19 protein-coding genes are annotated in these 15,247 nt (G+C 54.8%); all 19 read left to right on the plus strand.

Translation table 11 applies throughout. The annotated features are described in order from the left end of the window. Positions 1-58: 58 nt before the first annotated feature. Positions 59-4,258 (plus strand): DNA-directed RNA polymerase subunit beta', encoded by a 4,200-nt coding sequence (rpoC, locus tag ACVWZP_RS23800; protein WP_017848799.1) that lies wholly within the window; start codon positions 59-61, stop codon positions 4,256-4,258. 217 nt (positions 4,259-4,475) lie between these two features. Next, positions 4,476-4,847 (plus strand): 30S ribosomal protein S12, encoded by a 372-nt coding sequence (gene rpsL / locus ACVWZP_RS23805; RefSeq protein WP_002555494.1) that lies wholly within the window; start codon positions 4,476-4,478, stop codon positions 4,845-4,847. A 118-nt stretch (positions 4,848-4,965) separates the two neighbouring features. Beyond that, positions 4,966-5,436 (plus strand): 30S ribosomal protein S7, encoded by a 471-nt coding sequence (rpsG, locus tag ACVWZP_RS23810; protein ID WP_002555493.1) that lies wholly within the window; start codon positions 4,966-4,968, stop codon positions 5,434-5,436. A gap of 30 nt (positions 5,437-5,466) precedes the next feature. Next, entirely contained in the window at positions 5,467-7,572 is a 2,106-nt protein-coding gene (gene fusA, locus ACVWZP_RS23815; RefSeq protein WP_017848800.1) for an elongation factor G, read from the plus strand. 30 nt (positions 7,573-7,602) lie between these two features. Continuing rightward, positions 7,603-8,796 carry an elongation factor Tu gene (gene tuf, locus ACVWZP_RS23820; protein ID WP_017848801.1) on the plus strand — a complete coding sequence of 398 codons (1,194 nt, stop codon included), beginning with the start codon at positions 7,603-7,605 and terminating at the stop codon, positions 8,794-8,796. Positions 8,797-8,954: 158 nt separating this feature from the next. Next, on the plus strand, positions 8,955-9,266 hold the full coding sequence (gene rpsJ, locus ACVWZP_RS23825) for a 30S ribosomal protein S10 (protein ID WP_003186070.1): 312 nt from the start codon (positions 8,955-8,957) through the stop codon (positions 9,264-9,266). Positions 9,267-9,347: 81 nt separating this feature from the next. After that, complete coding sequence (gene rplC / locus ACVWZP_RS23830; RefSeq protein ID WP_007253310.1) at positions 9,348-9,983, plus strand: 50S ribosomal protein L3; 636 nt, start codon at positions 9,348-9,350, stop codon at positions 9,981-9,983. 12 nt (positions 9,984-9,995) lie between these two features. Then, positions 9,996-10,598, plus strand: coding sequence for a 50S ribosomal protein L4 (rplD, locus tag ACVWZP_RS23835; RefSeq protein WP_003210082.1), 603 nt, complete (start codon positions 9,996-9,998; stop codon positions 10,596-10,598). Further along, positions 10,595-10,894 (plus strand): 50S ribosomal protein L23, encoded by a 300-nt coding sequence (gene rplW / locus ACVWZP_RS23840; protein WP_002555488.1) that lies wholly within the window; start codon positions 10,595-10,597, stop codon positions 10,892-10,894. Before rplD ends, rplW begins: the two co-directional genes overlap by 4 nt. Positions 10,895-10,908: 14 nt before the next feature. Further along, positions 10,909-11,733, plus strand: coding sequence for a 50S ribosomal protein L2 (rplB, locus tag ACVWZP_RS23845; RefSeq protein WP_003210080.1), 825 nt, complete (start codon positions 10,909-10,911; stop codon positions 11,731-11,733). A 16-nt stretch (positions 11,734-11,749) separates the two neighbouring features. After that, positions 11,750-12,025, plus strand: coding sequence for a 30S ribosomal protein S19 (rpsS, locus tag ACVWZP_RS23850; protein WP_002555486.1), 276 nt, complete (start codon positions 11,750-11,752; stop codon positions 12,023-12,025). Between the two features lie 11 nt (positions 12,026-12,036). Continuing rightward, positions 12,037-12,369, plus strand: coding sequence for a 50S ribosomal protein L22 (gene rplV / locus ACVWZP_RS23855; RefSeq protein WP_003103908.1), 333 nt, complete (start codon positions 12,037-12,039; stop codon positions 12,367-12,369). A 13-nt stretch (positions 12,370-12,382) separates the two neighbouring features. After that, positions 12,383-13,069, plus strand: coding sequence for a 30S ribosomal protein S3 (rpsC, locus tag ACVWZP_RS23860; protein ID WP_003176422.1), 687 nt, complete (start codon positions 12,383-12,385; stop codon positions 13,067-13,069). Positions 13,070-13,081: 12 nt separating this feature from the next. Beyond that, a complete protein-coding gene (gene rplP, locus ACVWZP_RS23865; protein WP_003232424.1) occupies positions 13,082-13,495 on the plus strand; it encodes a 50S ribosomal protein L16 in 414 nt (137 codons plus the stop codon). Beyond that, on the plus strand, positions 13,495-13,686 hold the full coding sequence (gene rpmC, locus ACVWZP_RS23870) for a 50S ribosomal protein L29 (RefSeq protein ID WP_002555481.1): 192 nt from the start codon (positions 13,495-13,497) through the stop codon (positions 13,684-13,686). The genes rplP and rpmC overlap by 1 nt, the downstream gene beginning before the upstream one ends. Positions 13,687-13,688: 2 nt before the next feature. Further along, positions 13,689-13,955, plus strand: a complete 267-nt coding sequence (rpsQ, locus tag ACVWZP_RS23875; protein ID WP_003176419.1) for a 30S ribosomal protein S17 — start codon at positions 13,689-13,691, stop codon at positions 13,953-13,955. Between the two features lie 23 nt (positions 13,956-13,978). Further along, positions 13,979-14,347 carry a 50S ribosomal protein L14 gene (rplN, locus tag ACVWZP_RS23880; protein ID WP_002555479.1) on the plus strand — a complete coding sequence of 123 codons (369 nt, stop codon included), beginning with the start codon at positions 13,979-13,981 and terminating at the stop codon, positions 14,345-14,347. Positions 14,348-14,358: 11 nt separating this feature from the next. Beyond that, positions 14,359-14,673, plus strand: a complete 315-nt coding sequence (gene rplX, locus ACVWZP_RS23885; RefSeq protein ID WP_007896770.1) for a 50S ribosomal protein L24 — start codon at positions 14,359-14,361, stop codon at positions 14,671-14,673. 22 nt (positions 14,674-14,695) lie between these two features. Beyond that, a complete protein-coding gene (rplE, locus tag ACVWZP_RS23890; protein ID WP_003194642.1) occupies positions 14,696-15,235 on the plus strand; it encodes a 50S ribosomal protein L5 in 540 nt (179 codons plus the stop codon). Positions 15,236-15,247: the final 12 nt, after the last annotated feature.

Below are 15,247 nucleotides of genomic sequence, written 5' to 3' on the forward strand. Positions count from 1 at the left end.
ACGCGAATCGAGAGCGGGGCTATTTGGCCCGCTCTCTGCTCCGCCAGGAGGAAAGGCCTTGAAAGACCTACTGAATTTGCTGAAAAACCAGGGTCAAGTCGAAGAGTTCGACGCCATCCGTATTGGACTGGCATCGCCTGAGATGATCCGTTCGTGGTCGTTCGGTGAAGTTAAAAAGCCGGAAACCATCAACTACCGTACGTTCAAACCCGAGCGTGACGGCCTGTTCTGCGCCAAGATCTTTGGCCCGGTAAAGGATTACGAGTGCCTGTGCGGTAAGTACAAGCGCTTGAAGCACCGTGGTGTGATCTGCGAGAAGTGCGGCGTTGAAGTTGCACTGGCCAAGGTTCGTCGTGAGCGCATGGCGCACATCGAACTGGCTTCGCCGGTTGCCCACATCTGGTTCCTGAAATCGCTGCCGTCCCGTATCGGCTTGCTGATGGACATGACCCTGCGTGATATCGAACGCGTTCTCTACTTCGAGAGCTATGTCGTTATCGATCCAGGCATGACCACCCTTGAAAAAGGTCAGCTGCTGAACGACGAGCAGTACTTCGAAGCGCTGGAAGAGTTCGGCGACGATTTCGATGCCCGCATGGGTGCCGAAGCTGTCCGCGAACTGCTGCACGCTATCGACCTGGAACACGAGATTGGCCGTCTGCGTGAAGAAATTCCGCAAACCAACTCCGAAACCAAAATCAAGAAGCTGTCCAAGCGTCTGAAGTTGATGGAAGCCTTCCAGGGTTCCGGCAACTTGCCAGAGTGGATGGTGCTGACCGTTCTGCCGGTTCTGCCGCCAGACCTGCGTCCGCTGGTACCGTTGGACGGTGGTCGTTTCGCGACGTCCGACCTCAACGACCTGTACCGCCGCGTGATCAACCGTAACAACCGCTTGAAGCGCCTGCTCGATCTGTCCGCTCCGGACATCATCGTGCGCAACGAAAAGCGTATGTTGCAAGAAGCCGTCGATGCCCTGCTCGACAACGGTCGTCGTGGCCGCGCTATCACCGGTTCGAACAAGCGTCCTCTGAAATCCCTGGCTGACATGATCAAGGGTAAGCAAGGTCGTTTCCGTCAGAACTTGCTCGGTAAGCGTGTTGACTACTCCGGTCGTTCGGTAATTACCGTAGGCCCGACCCTGCGTCTGCACCAGTGCGGTCTGCCTAAGAAGATGGCCCTTGAGCTGTTCAAGCCGTTCATCTTCGGCAAGCTGGAAATGCGCGGTCTCGCGACCACGATCAAAGCGGCCAAGAAAATGGTCGAGCGCGAACTGCCAGAGGTTTGGGACGTTCTCGCTGAAGTGATCCGCGAACACCCGGTTCTCCTCAACCGTGCACCGACCCTTCACCGTCTGGGTATCCAGGCGTTTGAACCGGTACTGATCGAAGGTAAGGCTATCCAGCTGCACCCTCTGGTCTGTGCTGCGTACAACGCCGACTTCGACGGCGACCAAATGGCCGTGCACGTACCGCTGACACTGGAAGCCCAGTTGGAAGCGCGTGCGTTGATGATGTCGACCAACAACATCCTGTCGCCAGCTAACGGTGAGCCAATCATCGTTCCGTCGCAGGACGTTGTATTGGGTCTGTACTACATGACCCGTGAAGCGATCAACGCCAAGGGCGAAGGTCGTGTGTTCGCTGACCTGCAGGAAGTTGACCGTGTGTTCCGTGCCGGCGAAGCCGCACTGCACGCCAAGGTCAAAGTGCGGATTCACGAAACCGTGAACGACCGTGACGGCGGCAGCGTGAGCAATGTCCGTATCGTCGACACCACTGTCGGCCGTGCGCTGTTGTACCAGGTTGTGCCAAAAGGTTTGTCTTACGACGTCGTCAACCTGCCGATGAAGAAAAAGGCGATCTCCAAGCTGATCAACCAGTGCTACCGCGTGGTTGGTCTGAAAGAGACCGTGATCTTCGCTGACCAGTTGATGTACACCGGTTTTGCCTATTCGACCATTTCCGGCGTTTCCATCGGTGTTAACGACTTCGTTATCCCGGATGAAAAAGCCCGCATCATCAGTGCTGCCACCGATGAAGTGAAAGAGATCGAAAGCCAGTACGCCTCCGGCCTGGTAACCCAGGGCGAGAAGTACAACAAAGTGATCGACCTTTGGTCCAAGGCCAACGATGAAGTGTCGAAGGCGATGATGGCTAACCTCTCGAAAGAGAAGGTTATCGACCGTCATGGCGTAGAAGTCGATCAAGAGTCTTTCAACTCGATGTACATGATGGCCGACTCGGGCGCACGGGGTTCTGCTGCGCAGATCCGTCAGCTCGCCGGTATGCGTGGCCTGATGGCCAAGCCGGACGGTTCCATCATCGAAACGCCGATTACTGCGAACTTCCGTGAAGGTTTGAGCGTACTTCAGTACTTCATCTCTACTCACGGTGCTCGTAAAGGTCTGGCGGATACCGCGTTGAAAACCGCTAACTCCGGTTACCTGACTCGTCGTCTGGTAGACGTTGCACAAGATCTGGTTGTAACCGAGATCGATTGCGGCACCGAGCACGGCCTGCTGATGACACCGCACATTGAAGGCGGTGACGTTGTAGAGCCGCTGGGTGAGCGCGTATTGGGCCGTGTTATTGCCCGTGACGTATTCAAGCCGGGCACCGAGGAAATTATCGTTCCTGCCGGCACCCTGGTTGACGAGAAGTGGGTCGAGTTCATCGAACTCAACAGCATCGACGAAGTGATCGTTCGTTCGCCGATCAGCTGCGAAACCCGCTTCGGCATTTGCGCCAAGTGCTATGGCCGTGACTTGGCTCGTGGTCACCAGGTGAACATCGGTGAAGCGGTCGGCGTTATCGCTGCCCAGTCCATCGGTGAGCCGGGTACCCAGCTGACCATGCGTACATTCCACATCGGTGGTGCGGCAAGCCGGACCTCCGCAGCCGACAGCGTTCAGGTGAAGAACGGCGGTACCGTCCGCCTGCACAACCTCAAGCACGTTGAGCGAGTGGATGGTTGCCTGGTTGCGGTGTCCCGTTCCGGTGAGCTGGCAATCGCTGATGACTACGGTCGTGAGCGTGAGCGCTACAAGCTGCCGTATGGTGCTGTGATTTCGGTTAAAGAAGGTGACAAGGTCGACGCTGGCGCAATCGTGGCCAAGTGGGATCCGCACACTCACCCAATCGTTACCGAAATGAAAGGTACCGTGACCTACGTGGGCATGGAAGAAGGCATCACGATCAAGCGTCAGACTGACGAATTGACCGGTATGACCAACATTGAAGTCCTCGACGCGAAAGATCGTCCAGCTGCCGGTAAAGACATCCGTCCTGCCGTGAAGATGGTCGATGACAACGGCAAGGATCTGTTGCTGCCAGGCACTGACGTAATCGCTCAGTACTTCCTGCCAGCCAACGCCCTGGTCGGTGTGGCGGATGGTGCGAAGATCGCGATCGGTGACGTTATCGCGCGTATCCCGCAAGAGACTTCGAAGACCCGTGACATCACCGGCGGTCTGCCGCGTGTTGCCGACTTGTTCGAAGCTCGTCGTCCGAAAGAAGCGTCGATTCTGGCTGAAGTCAGCGGCACCATCGCGTTCGGTAAAGAGACCAAGGGCAAGCGCCGTCTGGTCATTACCCCGAACGACGGTAGCGATCCGTATGAAGAGCTGATTCCGAAGTGGCGTCACCTGAACGTGTTCGAAGGCGAGCAGGTAAACCGCGGCGAAGTTATCTCCGACGGTCCGAGCGATCCACACGACATCCTGCGTCTGCTGGGTGTGAGTGCGCTGGCCAAGTACATCGTTAACGAGATCCAGGACGTTTACCGTCTGCAAGGCGTGAAGATCAACGATAAGCACATCGAGACCATCCTGCGTCAGATGCTGCGTAAAGTTGAAATCGCTGAATCCGGCGATTCCAGTTTCATCAAGGGCGACCAGATGGAACTGACTCACGTACTGGTAGAAAACGAACGTCTGGCAGCCGACGAGAAATTTGTTTCCAAATTTACTCGTGTACTGCTGGGTATCACCAAGGCGTCGTTGTCCACTGAGTCGTTCATCTCGGCGGCCTCCTTCCAGGAGACCACTCGCGTACTGACCGAAGCAGCGGTAACCGGCAAGCGCGATTACCTGCGCGGCCTGAAAGAAAACGTGGTTGTGGGTCGTCTGATCCCAGCCGGTACCGGTTTGGCTTACCACAGCGAGCGCAAGCGCCGCCGTGATGCTGACAAGCCGTTGCGCGTAAGCGCCAGTGAAGTGGAAGCTGCACTGACCGAAGCGCTGAACTCAAGCGGTAACTGAGTTCTGCGATAAATAAGTCTGGGCCCTGGCAGCCCCCATTCGTCGGATCGAGGCAGTTTTGCCCCGGTTCGTTGAGAGGGGAGGTCGGGGCCTTGCCTTGACTGGGGGCAAGATCCTCTTTAGACTCTTGTACCCCTAAATTTGGCGGGAATTCGTTCCTGCCATTTTGCTTTTCTTGCAAGACAATAGCGTCGCAAGACAACAGTGGAGCTAGTAGATGGCAACTATCAACCAGCTGGTACGTCAGCCGCGTAAGCGTATCGTCGAGAAATCCGACGTACCTGCGCTGCAGAACTGCCCGCAACGTCGTGGCGTATGCACTCGCGTGTATACCACTACGCCGAAAAAACCTAACTCGGCACTGCGTAAAGTATGCCGTGTGCGTCTGACCAACGGTTTCGAGGTTTCCTCGTACATCGGCGGTGAAGGCCACAACCTGCAAGAGCACAGCGTGGTACTGATCCGCGGCGGTCGTGTAAAAGACTTGCCAGGTGTTCGTTACCACACCGTACGCGGCTCCTTGGATACTTCCGGCGTTAAAGGTCGTAACCAGGGTCGTTCGAAGTACGGTACCAAGAAGCCTAAGTAGTAGCGGCTTTTTGTAAAACTGAATCATCTTATTTTCTGAGTCGATAAGAGTAAGGTCGGAGGCGTCCCGAAAGGGCACCGATTCCGAGCGAACCTGAAGACCGTTTGAGGGCTTATCCATGCCAAGAAGACGCGTAGCAGCCAAGCGCGAAGTGCTTGACGATCCAAAATACGGAAGCCAAATCCTGGCCAAGTTCATGAACCACGTGATGGAAAGCGGCAAGAAAGCCGTTGCCGAGCGTATCGTTTATGGCGCGCTGGAAAAGGTTAAAGAACGCAAGAACAGCGACCCCCTGGAAATCTTCGAGAAAGCTCTCGACGCCATCGCTCCGCTGGTCGAAGTGAAGTCGCGCCGTGTAGGCGGTGCTACTTACCAGGTTCCGGTTGAAGTTCGTCCGTCCCGTCGTAACGCCCTGGCAATGCGCTGGTTGGTAGACTTCGCCCGTAAGCGTGGCGAGAAGTCTATGGCTCTGCGTTTGGCTGGCGAACTGTTGGACGCTGCTGAAGGTAAAGGCGCTGCTGTTAAGAAGCGTGAAGACGTGCACCGTATGGCTGAAGCTAACAAGGCTTTCTCGCACTACCGCTTCTAAATCCAGCGTCACTCAATTTGCGAGGGCTTTATGGCTCGTACTACACCGATTAATCGCTACCGTAACATTGGTATCGTTGCTCACGTGGATGCTGGTAAAACCACCACCACCGAGCGCGTCCTTTTTTACACCGGCAAAAGTCACAAGATGGGCGAGGTGCATGACGGCGCCGCGACCACAGACTGGATGGTTCAGGAGCAGGAGCGTGGTATTACCATTACTTCTGCTGCTATTACCGCCTTCTGGAAAGGTTCCGAGAAGCAGTACAAAGACGAGCACCGCTTCAACGTTATCGATACCCCAGGCCACGTAGACTTCACCATTGAAGTTGAACGTTCCCTGCGTGTACTCGACGGCGCTGTCGTTGTGTTCTGCGGTACCTCGGGTGTTGAGCCTCAGTCGGAAACCGTATGGCGTCAAGCCAACAAGTACGGCGTTCCACGTCTTGTTTACGTAAACAAGATGGACCGTGCTGGTGCCAACTTCCTGCGCGTGATCGGTCAGATCAAGCAGCGTCTGGGTCACACTCCGGTGCCAATTCAATTGGCAATCGGTTCCGAAGATAACTTCCAGGGCCAGATCGATCTGATCGCCATGGAAGCCGTCTACTGGAATGACGCCGACAAAGGTATGGTTCCTGTTCGTAAGCCTATCCCTGCTGAACTGCAGGAGCTGGCTGACGAATGGCGTAACAACATGGTTGAGGCTGCTGCCGAAGCCAGCGAAGAGCTGATGAACAAGTACCTCGAAGGTGAAGAGCTCACCAACGCGGAAATCAAGGCCGCTCTGCGTCAGCGTACTATCGCTGGTGAGATCGTCTTGGCTGTTTGTGGTTCTTCCTTCAAGAACAAGGGTGTTCCCCTGGTTCTCGACGCCGTTATCGACTACCTGCCTGCTCCAACCGACATTCCTGCTATCAAGGGTACCAACCCTGATAACGAGGAAGAAGAGATGGAGCGTCACGCCGATGACAGCGAGCCGTTCTCGGCTCTGGCGTTCAAGATCGCAACCGACCCATTCGTGGGTACCTTGACTTTCGTCCGCGTTTACTCGGGCGTGTTGGCCTCCGGCGACGGCGTGATCAACTCGGTTAAAGGTAAGAAAGAGCGCGTGGGTCGTATGGTGCAAATGCACGCAAACGCCCGTGAAGAGATCAAGGAAGTGCGCGCTGGTGACATCGCGGCCCTGATCGGCATGAAGGACGTCACCACTGGTGAAACTTTGTGCGACGCTGCTAAGCCAATCATCCTGGTTCGCATGGACTTCCCGGAGCCGGTTATTTCGGTTGCCGTAGAGCCTAAGACCAAGGATGACCAGGAAAAAATGGGTATCGCTCTGGGCAAACTTGCTCAGGAAGATCCATCTTTCCGCGTCAAGACTGATGAAGAGACTGGTCAAACGATCATCTCCGGCATGGGCGAGTTGCACCTGGACATCCTGGTTGACCGGATGCGCCGTGAGTTCAACGTCGAAGCCAACATCGGTAAGCCTCAGGTTTCCTATCGTGAGCGCATCACGAAGAACTGTGAAATCGAAGGCAAGTTCGTTCGTCAGTCCGGCGGTCGTGGTCAGTTCGGTCACTGCTGGATCCGTTTTGCTCCTGCTGACGAAGGTCAGGAAGGTCTGCAATTCGTGAACGAAGTAGTAGGTGGTGTTGTTCCTAAGGAATACATCCCTGCTATCCAGAAGGGTATCGAAGAGCAGATGAAGAACGGTGTTGTCGCCGGCTATCCGCTGATCGGCCTGAAAGCAACCGTTTTTGACGGTTCTTACCACGACGTCGACTCCAACGAGATGGCGTTCAAGGTGGCTGCTTCCATGGCAACCAAGCAACTGGCCCAGAAGGGCGGTGGTGAGTTGCTTGAGCCAATCATGGCGGTAGAAGTTGTTACACCTGAAGACTATATGGGTGATGTCATGGGCGACCTTAACCGTCGTCGCGGCATGATCTTGGGTATGGAAGACACGGTTTCCGGCAAAGTGATTCGCGCCGAGGTTCCGTTGGGTGAGATGTTCGGTTATGCGACCGACGTTCGCTCCATGTCCCAGGGTCGCGCAAGCTACTCTATGGAATTCAAAAAATACAACACAGCTCCGGCGCACATCGCTGAAACTGTATCCAAAAAACAAGGCTGATTCAGTCCTTTAGGCAAGGAGTTAATTGTCGTGGCTAAAGAAAAATTTGATCGTTCCCTACCGCACGTCAACGTTGGCACCATCGGTCACGTTGACCACGGTAAAACCACTCTGACTGCTGCTCTGACTCGCGTTTGCTCCGAAGTATTCGGTTCCGCAATCGTTGATTTCGATAAAATCGACAGCGCACCAGAAGAAAAAGCTCGTGGTATCACCATCAACACCGCGCACGTCGAGTACAACTCGAAGATTCGTCACTACGCTCACGTTGACTGCCCAGGTCACGCTGACTATGTGAAGAACATGATCACTGGTGCTGCCCAGATGGACGGCGCGATCCTGGTTTGCTCGGCCGCTGATGGTCCGATGCCACAAACCCGTGAGCACATCCTGCTGTCCCGTCAGGTAGGCGTTCCGTACATCGTGGTTTTCCTGAACAAGGCTGACCTGGTAGACGACGCTGAGCTGCTGGAACTGGTTGAGATGGAAGTGCGCGATCTGCTGAGCACTTACGACTTCCCAGGCGACGACACTCCGATCATCATCGGTTCTGCTCGTATGGCGCTGGAAGGCAAAGACGACAACGAAATGGGCACCACTGCCGTTCGTAAACTGGTTGAAACTCTGGACAGCTACATCCCAGAACCAGTTCGTCTGACCGACAAGCCATTCCTGATGCCAATCGAAGACGTATTCTCGATCTCGGGTCGCGGTACTGTTGTGACTGGTCGTATCGAGCGTGGTATCGTTCGCGTTCAAGACCCGCTGGAAATCGTTGGTCTGCGTGACACCACCGTTACCACTTGCACCGGTGTTGAAATGTTCCGCAAGCTGCTCGACGAAGGTCGTGCTGGCGAGAACTGCGGCGTACTGCTGCGCGGCACCAAGCGTGATGACGTTGAACGTGGTCAGGTTTTGGTTAAGCCAGGTACCGTTAAGCCGCACACCAAGTTCACCGCAGAAGTTTACGTTCTGAGCAAGGAAGAAGGCGGTCGTCACACTCCGTTCTTCAAAGGCTACCGTCCACAGTTCTACTTCCGTACTACTGACGTGACTGGTAACTGCGAACTGCCAGAAGGCGTTGAAATGGTAATGCCAGGCGATAACATTCAAATGACTGTTACCCTGATCAAAACCATCGCAATGGAAGACGGTCTGCGCTTCGCTATCCGTGAAGGCGGCCGTACCGTTGGTGCTGGCGTTGTAGCTAAAATCATCGAGTAAGCTCTTTTTTGAGTTAGCTTCGAGGTTTTGAAAAAGCCCCCGCTCAGCGGGGGCTTTTTTTATTGGGTTGACACCTATCTGGGGCGTCTATAGAATTGCGCCTCCTTTTAACGGGCGTATTGCGCTCGCTGGGAATAGCAGCCGGAGTCTGAAATCCAATGCAAAATCAGCAAATCCGTATCAGGTTGAAGGCTTTTGACCATCGCCTGATCGACCAATCCACCCAGGAAATCGTGGAAACCGCGAAACGTACTGGTGCTCAAGTGCGTGGTCCAATTCCACTGCCTACCCGTAAAGAGCGGTTCACCGTTCTGGTCTCCCCGCACGTCAACAAAGACGCGCGTGACCAGTACGAGATCCGTACTCATAAGCGCGTACTGGACATCGTCCAGCCAACGGATAAAACCGTTGATGCACTTATGAAGCTTGATCTGGCGGCCGGTGTGGAAGTACAGATCAGCCTCGGCTAAGACTTGGGTCTTAGTCGTGTAACGCTCTGAAATGGGCGGCCATAGCGGGTGAAAGCCCCGTACACTCATGAGGTTTACAACATGACTATTGGTGTAGTCGGTCGTAAATGCGGTATGACCCGTATTTTCACCGAAGAAGGTGTCTCCATTCCGGTCACGGTCATTGAGATCGAACCGAATCGCGTCACCCAGTTCAAAACTGAAGAAACCGATGGCTATCGTGCAGTGCAAGTCACTGTCGGCGAGCGTCGTGCTTCGCGCGTGACTGCTGCTCAAGCAGGTCACTTCGCTAAAGCAAACGTTGCAGCTGGTCGCACTGTTATGGAGTTCCGTCTTGAAGAAGGCGACTACCAGGCTGGCGATCTGATCAACGCTGAAATCTTCGCCGCTGGTCAACTGGTTGATGTAACCGGTCAGTCCAAGGGTAAAGGCTTCCAGGGTACGATCAAGCGTTGGAATTTCCGTGGCCAAGACAACACTCACGGTAACTCCGTTTCCCACCGCGTCCCGGGCTCTATTGGCCAGTGCCAGACTCCTGGTCGTGTATTCAAGGGCAAAAAAATGTCCGGTCATATGGGCGCTGAGCGCGTGACCGTGCAGTCCCTCGAAGTAGTGCGCGTCGACGCTGAACGCAATCTGTTGTTGGTCAAGGGTGCTGTTCCTGGCGCTACTGGCGGCAACCTGGTTGTACGTCCAGCGGCCAAGGCTCGCGGTTAAGGGGAAGCTGACATGCAATTAAATGTAAATGACGCTCAAGCGATCGAAGTTTCCGAACTGACATTTGGCGGCGAATTCAACGAGACGCTCGTTCACCAAGCAGTCGTGGCCTACATGGCCGGCGGCCGTCAAGGTAGCAAGCAGCAAAAGACCCGTTCCGACGTTCGTGGTGGCGGTAAGCGCCCTTGGCGTCAGAAAGGTACTGGCCGTGCTCGTGCCGGTACTATCCGTAGCCCAATCTGGCGCGGCGGCGGTACCACTTTCGCAGCTCGTCCGCAGGATCACACTCAGAAGCTCAACAAGAAGATGTACCGCGCAGCACTGCGCTCCATCCTTGCTGAACTCGTGCGTACTGATCGTCTGGTCGTGGTTCAGGACTTCGCTGTTGAAGCACCGAAAACCAAAGATCTGCTGAACAAGCTGAACGGCATGGGCCTGACTGACGTCTTGATCGTGTCTGAAGCTGTTGATCAGAACCTGTACCTGGCTGCTCGCAACCTGCCACACGTTGATGTACGTGACGTGCAAGGTTCCGATCCAGTTAGTCTGATCGCATACGACAAGGTGTTGATCACCGTGTCGGCCGTGAAGAAATTCGAGGAGCTGCTGGGATGAACCAGGAACGCGTATTTAAAGTTCTGCTTGGCCCGCACGTTTCCGAAAAGGCTACGGTTCTGGCTGACAAGAAAGGCCAGTTCGTTTTCAAGGTTGCAACTGACGCAACCAAGCTGGAAATCAAGAAGGCCGTCGAAAGCCTGTTCAGCGTGAAAGTAGAGCGTGTTACTACCCTGAATGTTCTGGGTAAGAGCAAGCGCACTGCTCGCGGTCTGGGCAAGCGTAATGACTGGAAGAAGGCAGTTATCTCCCTTCAGCCAGGCCAAGATCTCGATTTCAGCAGCAGTGCTGAGTAAGGAAGGGGTGCATCATGGCAATCGTTAAATGCAAACCGACTTCCCCTGGCCGCCGTTTTGTGGTCAAGGTGGTCAACCAGGAGCTGCATAAAGGCGCTCCTCACGCACCGCTGCTCGAGAAGAAATCGAAGACTGGTGGTCGTAACAACAATGGTCGCATTACCACTCGTCACATCGGTGGTGGCCATAAACAGCATTATCGTCTGGTCGACTTCCGTCGCAACGACAAAGATGGCATCGCTGCCACTGTCGAGCGTATCGAATACGATCCAAACCGTACTGCTCACATCGCTCTGCTGCTGTACGCAGATGGCGAGCGTCGCTACATCATCGCCCCTAAAGGCGTGAGTGCTGGTGACCAGCTGATCGCAGGTGCTCTGGCACCGATCAAGCCGGGCAACGCTCTGCAACTGCGTAACATTCCAGTTGGTAGCACCGTACACGGCATCGAATTGAAGCCAGGTAAAGGCGCGCAAATCGCTCGTTCCGCTGGTGCTTCGGCTCAGCTGATCGCTCGTGAAGGTGTCTACGTGACCCTGCGTCTGCGTTCTGGTGAGATGCGTAAAGTGCTGGCTGAATGCCGCGCGACCCTGGGTGAAGTCTCGAACTCCGAGCACAGCCTGCGTTCGCTGGGTAAAGCTGGTGCCAAACGCTGGCGTGGCGTTCGCCCAACCGTTCGTGGTGTTGCCATGAACCCGGTTGACCACCCACACGGTGGTGGTGAAGGTCGTACCTCTGGTGGTCGTCATCCGGTATCGCCATGGGGCTTCCCGACTAAGGGCGCGAAGACTCGTGGTAATAAGCGTACCGACAAAATGATCGTCCGTCGTCGCAAGTAAATAGAGGGATACGACAGTGCCACGTTCTCTGAAAAAAGGTCCTTTTATTGATCTTCACCTACTGAAGAAGATCGAAGTGGCGGCGGAAAAGAACGATCGCAAACCAGTTAAGACCTGGTCGCGTCGTTCGATGATCCTGCCACAAATGGTCGGTCTGACCATCGCAGTACACAACGGTCGTCAACACGTCCCAGTTCTCGTTAACGAAGACATGGTCGGCCACAAACTAGGCGAGTTTGCCGGTACCCGCACTTATCGTGGGCACGTGGCAGACAAGAAAGCCAAGCGTTAAGGGGTAAGGAAATGGAAGTAGCCGCTAAGTTGTCGGGCGCTCGAATCTCCGCCCAGAAAGCCCGCTTGGTCGCCGACCAGATCCGCGGGAAGAAGGTGGGCGAAGCGCTCAACCTGTTGGCTTTCAGCAGTAAGAAAGCCGCCGAGATCATGAAGAAAGTGCTGGAGTCGGCCGTAGCCAACGCCGAGCATAACGAAGGCGCAGACGTTGATGACCTGAAGGTCAGCACCGTTTTCGTCAACGAAGGGCGTTCGCTGAAGCGTATCATGCCGCGTGCCAAAGGCCGTGCTGATCGCATCGTCAAGCGGTCTTGCCATATCACTGTCAAGGTTGCTGACAAGTAACGGAGTCGAAGAGATGGGTCAGAAAGTACATCCCATTGGCATTCGCCTGGGAATCGTCAAGGAGCACACCTCCGTCTGGTACGCAGACGGTCGGACTTATGCGGACTATTTGTTCGCTGATCTGAAGGTGCGTGAGTATCTCCAAGACAAACTAAAAAGCGCGTCCGTAAGCCGTATCGATATCCATCGTCCGGCACAAACTGCACGTATCACCATCCACACCGCTCGTCCAGGTATCGTTATCGGGAAGAAAGGTGAAGATGTTGAGAAACTGCGTCAGGACCTGACCAAGCAAATGGGTGTGCCTGTGCACATCAATATCGAAGAGATCCGCAAGCCGGAGCTCGACGGTATGCTGGTTGCGCAGAGCGTAGCTCAGCAGCTGGAGCGTCGCGTCATGTTCCGTCGCGCTATGAAGCGCGCCGTACAGAACGCCATGCGTATTGGTGCCAAAGGCATCAAAATCCAAGTGAGCGGTCGTCTCGGCGGTGCTGAAATCGCACGTACTGAATGGTATCGCGAAGGTCGTGTGCCACTGCACACCCTGCGTGCCGACATCGACTATGCCAACTACGAAGCTCACACCACTTATGGTGTGATCGGTGTAAAGGTTTGGATCTTCAAAGGCGAAGTAATTGGTGGTCGCCAAGAAGAACTGAAACCACAAGCACCAGCGCCTCGTAAAAAAGCTGCTAAGTAAGGGGTACGCCAAATGTTGCAACCAAAGCGTACGAAGTTCCGCAAGCAGATGACAGGCCACAACCGTGGTCTGGCTCAGCGCGGTAGCAAAGTCAGCTTCGGCGAATTCGCGCTGAAGTCTGTAGCTCGTGGTCGTCTCACCGCTCGTCAGATCGAGTCAGCGCGTCGTGCTCTGACCCGTCACGTAAAACGTGGCGGCAAGATCTGGATCCGTGTATTCCCGGACAAGCCGATCTCCAAAAAGCCCCTCGAAGTTCGGATGGGTAAAGGTAAGGGTAACGTGGAATACTGGGTAGCCCAGATTCAGCCAGGCAAAGTCCTGTATGAAATCGAGGGTGTAACTGAAGAGCTGGCGCGTGAGGCTTTTGCCCTGGCTGCTGCAAAGCTGCCGCTCGCCACCGCCTTTGTTAAACGGACGGTGATGTGATGAAAGCGAATGAACTTCGTGAAAAATCCGCACAGCAGCTGAACGAGCAACTGCTCGGCCTGCTGCGCGACCAGTTCAATCTGCGCATGCAGAAAGCAACTGGCCAGTTGGGGCAGTCTCATCTGCTCTCGCAAGTTAAGCGTGACATCGCTCGCGTGAAGACTGTGCTCAACCAGCAGGCAGGTAAGTGATCATGGCTGAAGCCGAAAAGACTGTCCGTACGCTGACTGGCCGTGTTGTCAGCGACAAGATGGACAAAACCATCACCGTTTTGATCGAGCGTCGCGTTAAGCACCCGATCTACGGTAAATATGTTAAGCGTTCGACTAAGCTGCACGCGCACGACGAAACCAACCAGTGCCACATCGGCGACAAAGTCACTATTCGTGAAACTCGTCCGCTGGCCAAGACCAAGTCTTGGGCACTGGTTGATGTTCTCGAACGCGCTGTGGAAGTCTAAGGACTAGGGGTCGGAGAAATTATATGATTCAGACTCAATCCATGCTCGATGTGGCCGATAACAGCGGCGCTCGCCGTGTTATGTGCATCAAGGTGCTGGGTGGCTCCCATCGTCGTTACGCTGGTATCGGTGACATCATCAAAGTTACCGTGAAGGAAGCAATTCCTCGCGGTAAAGTGAAAAAAGGCCAAGTGATGACTGCTGTTGTAGTCCGCACTCGTCACGGCGTTCGCCGTGCAGATGGCTCCATTATCCGCTTTGATGGCAACGCTGCTGTTCTTCTGAACAACAAGCAAGAGCCGATCGGCACCCGTATCTTTGGGCCAGTGACCCGTGAACTTCGTACTGAGAAGTTCATGAAGATCGTCTCGCTCGCCCCAGAAGTGCTGTAAGGAGATCCGACATGCAAAAGATTCGTCGTGACGACGAGATCATCGTGATCGCCGGCAAAGACAAAGGTAAGCGCGGTAAGGTGCTGAAGGTTCTCGCTGACGACCGTCTGGTCGTCGGTGGTCTGAACCTGGTCAAGCGTCATACCAAGCCTAACCCTATGTCGGGCGTACAAGGCGGTATCGTCGAGAAAGAAGCGCCACTGCACGCTTCTAACGTCGCCATCTTCAACGGCGAAACCAACAAGGCTGACCGCGTTGGTTTCAAAGTAGAAGACGGTAAGAAAATTCGTGTCTTCAAGTCGACCCAAAAAGCGGTTGATGCTTGAACACTGCTAGGTAGATAAGACCATGGCACGACTACAAGAGATTTACCGGAAGGAAATCGCCCCCAAGCTTAAGGAAGAACTTAAGCTCGGGAACGTGATGGAAGTTCCGCGCGTTACCAAAATCACCCTGAACATGGGTCTGGGCGAAGCGATCGGCGACAAAAAAGTCATCGAGCACGCTGTTGCTGACCTGGAAAAGATCACCGGTCAAAAAGTCGTTGTGACTTACGCTCGGAAATCCATCGCTGGCTTTAAAGTCCGTGAAGGTTGGCCGATCGGCGTCAAAGTGACTCTGCGCCGTGAGCGTATGTACGAATTCCTGGATCGTCTGCTGTCGATCTCCCTGCCTCGGGTCCGCGACTTCCGCGGCCTGAATGCCAAGTCCTTCGATGGTCGTGGTAACTACAGCATGGGCGTGAAAGAGCAGATCATCTTCCCGGAAATCGACTACGACAAGATCGATGCTCTCCGCGGTCTGGACATCACCCTGACCACCACTGCCAAGAACGATGATGAAGGTCGCGCCCTGTTGCGTGCTTTCAAATTCCCGTTCCGCAACTGATTGGAGTAGGAC

It is taken from the genome of Pseudomonas sp. TE36184, assembly GCF_054060055.1.

Bases quoted from the DNA above. Each gene is read 5' to 3' on its own strand.
- rpsL (WP_002555494.1), top strand. From the start codon at position 4,476: ATGGCAACTATCAACCAGCTGGTACGTCAGCCGCGTAAGCGTATCGTC.
- rpsG (WP_002555493.1), top strand. From the start codon at position 4,966: ATGCCAAGAAGACGCGTAGCAGCCAAGCGCGAAGTGCTTGACGATCCA.
- fusA (WP_017848800.1), top strand. From the start codon at position 5,467: ATGGCTCGTACTACACCGATTAATCGCTACCGTAACATTGGTATCGTT.
- rpsJ (WP_003186070.1), top strand. From the start codon at position 8,955: ATGCAAAATCAGCAAATCCGTATCAGGTTGAAGGCTTTTGACCATCGC.
- rplC (WP_007253310.1), top strand. From the start codon at position 9,348: ATGACTATTGGTGTAGTCGGTCGTAAATGCGGTATGACCCGTATTTTC.
- rplD (WP_003210082.1), top strand. From the start codon at position 9,996: ATGCAATTAAATGTAAATGACGCTCAAGCGATCGAAGTTTCCGAACTG.
- rplW (WP_002555488.1), top strand. From the start codon at position 10,595: ATGAACCAGGAACGCGTATTTAAAGTTCTGCTTGGCCCGCACGTTTCC.
- rplB (WP_003210080.1), top strand. From the start codon at position 10,909: ATGGCAATCGTTAAATGCAAACCGACTTCCCCTGGCCGCCGTTTTGTG.
- rplV (WP_003103908.1), top strand. From the start codon at position 12,037: ATGGAAGTAGCCGCTAAGTTGTCGGGCGCTCGAATCTCCGCCCAGAAA.
- rpsC (WP_003176422.1), top strand. From the start codon at position 12,383: ATGGGTCAGAAAGTACATCCCATTGGCATTCGCCTGGGAATCGTCAAG.
- rplP (WP_003232424.1), top strand. From the start codon at position 13,082: ATGTTGCAACCAAAGCGTACGAAGTTCCGCAAGCAGATGACAGGCCAC.
- rpmC (WP_002555481.1), top strand. From the start codon at position 13,495: ATGAAAGCGAATGAACTTCGTGAAAAATCCGCACAGCAGCTGAACGAG.
- rpsQ (WP_003176419.1), top strand. From the start codon at position 13,689: ATGGCTGAAGCCGAAAAGACTGTCCGTACGCTGACTGGCCGTGTTGTC.
- rplN (WP_002555479.1), top strand. From the start codon at position 13,979: ATGATTCAGACTCAATCCATGCTCGATGTGGCCGATAACAGCGGCGCT.
- rplX (WP_007896770.1), top strand. From the start codon at position 14,359: ATGCAAAAGATTCGTCGTGACGACGAGATCATCGTGATCGCCGGCAAA.
- rplE (WP_003194642.1), top strand. From the start codon at position 14,696: ATGGCACGACTACAAGAGATTTACCGGAAGGAAATCGCCCCCAAGCTT.